Here is a 2,909-nt window from a genome sequence, read left to right on the forward strand (position 1 = left end):
CCGCCGAGGGCGAGGCCGACATCCGCACCGTCGTCGATACCGCGCGCCTCGCAGGCCGCAGTCCCTTCGGCACCATTCTCAAGACCATCGGCGCCTGAAACCAGCCATCAATGGCGTGGGTAATTACCTTGCGCGCATAGGCTCAAGCTATTTGTTCAAGATTTATCTTCTTTTACTGTAAAATTAGACCAATTACAGGGAGATATGATGAATCCTAATGCTAAAAAGTTAGACTAACATCTGTAATAAAGACAGAAATATCACGTCCAATCGACGTCCAACTCGGGCAATTCAGAGTCCGACCCCAAGTCGGAGCGAATATTTCAGTTATCGGTTCGGCTCGTCCATGCGAAGGCCATCCAATGCGCGCGACACGGCGCCGGACGACGTCGAGCCGGCCTTGCAAGAGGCCCCCCGTTTGCGGAGCGCGCTAACCCCGTATGGGATGGAGTGTTCCCATCATGAAGCATTCTTAATGATTGGTCCGTTGCTGTGGGACGAGACGGGATCCTATGACGTTTGAAATGTACGCGGCCCCTAAGCAACCGCAAGCATTTGGATGGATCCCGGGATTTTCTATCATGATGCGTTCCGTAAAAGCGTTTGTGCGCGACGAAAGCGGCGTGACAGCCATCGAGTACGGGATTCTAGCGGCCTCGATGGCCGCCGCGATTGCCGTCATCTTCAGTCAGGACGGCGTGTTCGTGAAGGCGCTGAACACACGCTTCCAACAGATCGCGGACCAGATCACGAAGACCGGAGGCACCGCGAGCTCCTCTAAGCCGCAATGAGGATCCCACTGGGGCTGGTGTTGCCTCTGCTGCTCTGGGCGGCATTTGGCGACCTGCTCTACCGGAAGATCGACAACCGGCTCGTCGTCGCCCTGGGTGTCATGTGGTTGGCGATGGTCGGCAGCGGCGGTCTTCAACAGAGCGACAGCGCATCCGGCGCGATCTGGCAGATCCTTCAGACCGTGCTCGGCGCGAGCGCTGTCATCGGCATCGGCTTCATCCTGTTCTGCCGCGGCCATGTCGGGGCCGGCGATGTCAAGTTAACCGCTGCGCTCTGCTTGTGGGTCGGAGCTGATCGACAGGTTTTCTTCGTCCTGACGACGTCCCTGTTCGGCGGCGCCCTGGTCGTGGCGATGCCGATCCTGAGCGCCGCCGAGACGGCCCTGGCTCTCCTCTGGATGTCCGGCACCCGCCGGGTCCCGGCGCTGGGATCCATGGGCACGCCGCACTGCCTGTCCGGCCAACCCATCCGCGGCCTCCCCTATGCCCTCGCCATCGTGGCCGGAGCACTTGTGACCCTGACCGCACCTTAGCTCTGTGCCCCGGTAAAACGCCCGATGAAAAAGAACTCTTTCTTCCTGCTGGCTGGAGCCATCGTACTCGCGGTCGGCGTGGCGTTGCTGGCCCGCATCCTGCTGACGCCCCCGCCGCCTCCGCCGCCGGTTGTCTCGTTGCCGGAAGAGCAGCCCGCGCGCGTGGAACCAGCCGCGCCGCCGGTCAGCCACCGGAACGCCGTCCTGACGGTCGTCAGCGGCCTTCGGCCCGGTGATTTCATCGATGGGTCGAGCCTCGAATGGAACGAGGTCGACGCGGAGCCGAGCCGCAGCCTCTTCTTCATCAAGGGGGTGGACACCATCGACGCGCTGTATGGCGCGACCGTCCGCCAGCCTGTCCAGAGTGGCCAAGCGCTGAGCGTCGGCGTCGTCGTCCGCCAGAGCGATCCCGGCTTTCTCGCGGCAATTCTCAGGCCCGGCATGCGGGCGGTGTCGGTCCCGACCAACCTGGTCGAGAGCAATTTCGGGCTGGTCTCCTCCGGCGACCATGTCGATGTGATCTTGGCCCTGAAGCGTGGGGACGCCGCCGCAGGAAAGACCCAGACCCCGAACGCGCCGCACCTGGCGGCCCAGACGATCCTGCACGCCGTGCGGGTCCTCGCTCTCAACAACCGGGTCCGCGGCGAGATGCAGGTGCGCCCGGACGACGGAGCCAAGAAGGCCGGCGACGATCGTGGCGGCGGCGAGGTCGGCTCCAACGTCCAGACCGTCACCCTGGAGGTCTCCTCCGCCGATGCCGAGAAGCTCGCCCTCGCCAAGGAGATCGGCAGCCTGCAGCTGGCGCTGATCCCGGCCCGCGAGGTCGACCAACCCGGAACAGCCGCCGCTCGGGGCGTGACTACCCTGCGCGCCACCACCGACCTCTACGACACCGTCGCCCCGACTTGGAGCGGCTCCGTCAGCGTCCAGGCTTTCCGCGGCAAAGCCATCGAAACGCTCACCGTCAACGCCCGGTAAGACGACCTGTTCGCGGCTGAAAAGACTGTCCCATGATCCGTATGACGAAGCAGCTCAGAGCTGCCGGCCGGTGTTTGGCCGTGACCCTGCTCATCTTCTGCACACCTGTCTGGGCGCAGACCTATCCAGCCCCGTCGAGCGGCAAGAAGCACCGGCCTTCGCTCTCGGCAGTCTCGGAAGTCGCGACCTCGCAGGATGTCGAACTGCTCGTCAAACAGGGGCGGCTGCTGCAACTGCCGGGCATAGCCTCCAAGATCATGGTCGCCGATCCGAAGGTGGCGAGCTTCCAGGTCTCGTCGCCCAGCAGCGTCTTCGTGTTCGGCGAAGGCGCCGGTACCACCAGCCTGTACGCCATGGATGCCGCCGACAACGTGATCGCAGCCATGCGGCTGGTCGTGACGTTCGATCTGGCTCAGCTGCGCAAGCAAGTCGAGGCCGAGGTCCCGGGGACACATGTCGAGATCGTCCCGGCGGGCGACAAAGCCCTGATCGTACGGGGATCCGTGAAGACCCCGATCAACGCCCGCCAAGTCATGAGCACGATCAGCGCCGCCATCGGCGCGCCCGACGAGGGGGGTGGCAAGGGTGGTGGCGGCGGTGGCGGCGG

Annotated in this window: 4 protein-coding genes; all 4 read left to right on the forward strand. The window is 63.9% G+C overall.

Annotated elements, in window-relative coordinates; all coding sequences use genetic code 11:
• Positions 1–581 precede the first annotated feature (581 nt).
• Positions 582–791: a Flp family type IVb pilin gene (locus tag FV242_RS33410; RefSeq protein WP_147905938.1), complete on the forward strand. Its 210-nt coding sequence runs from the start codon at positions 582–584 to the stop codon at positions 789–791.
• Positions 788–1,324, forward strand: coding sequence for a prepilin peptidase (locus FV242_RS33415; protein ID WP_147941949.1), 537 nt, complete (start codon positions 788–790; stop codon positions 1,322–1,324). Before FV242_RS33410 ends, FV242_RS33415 begins: the two co-directional genes overlap by 4 nt.
• A gap of 24 nt (positions 1,325–1,348) precedes the next feature.
• Positions 1,349–2,302, forward strand: coding sequence for a Flp pilus assembly protein CpaB (gene cpaB / locus FV242_RS33420; protein ID WP_147941950.1), 954 nt, complete (start codon positions 1,349–1,351; stop codon positions 2,300–2,302).
• A gap of 80 nt (positions 2,303–2,382) precedes the next feature.
• Positions 2,383–2,909, forward strand: a 527-nt coding sequence (locus FV242_RS33425) for a pilus assembly protein N-terminal domain-containing protein (protein ID WP_187278678.1), incomplete at its 3' end; no start/stop codon positions are given.

The sequence above is a fragment of the Methylobacterium sp. WL64 genome (genome assembly GCF_008039945.1).
In the GTDB taxonomy this organism is placed as follows: Bacteria; Pseudomonadota; Alphaproteobacteria; order Rhizobiales; family Beijerinckiaceae; genus Methylobacterium.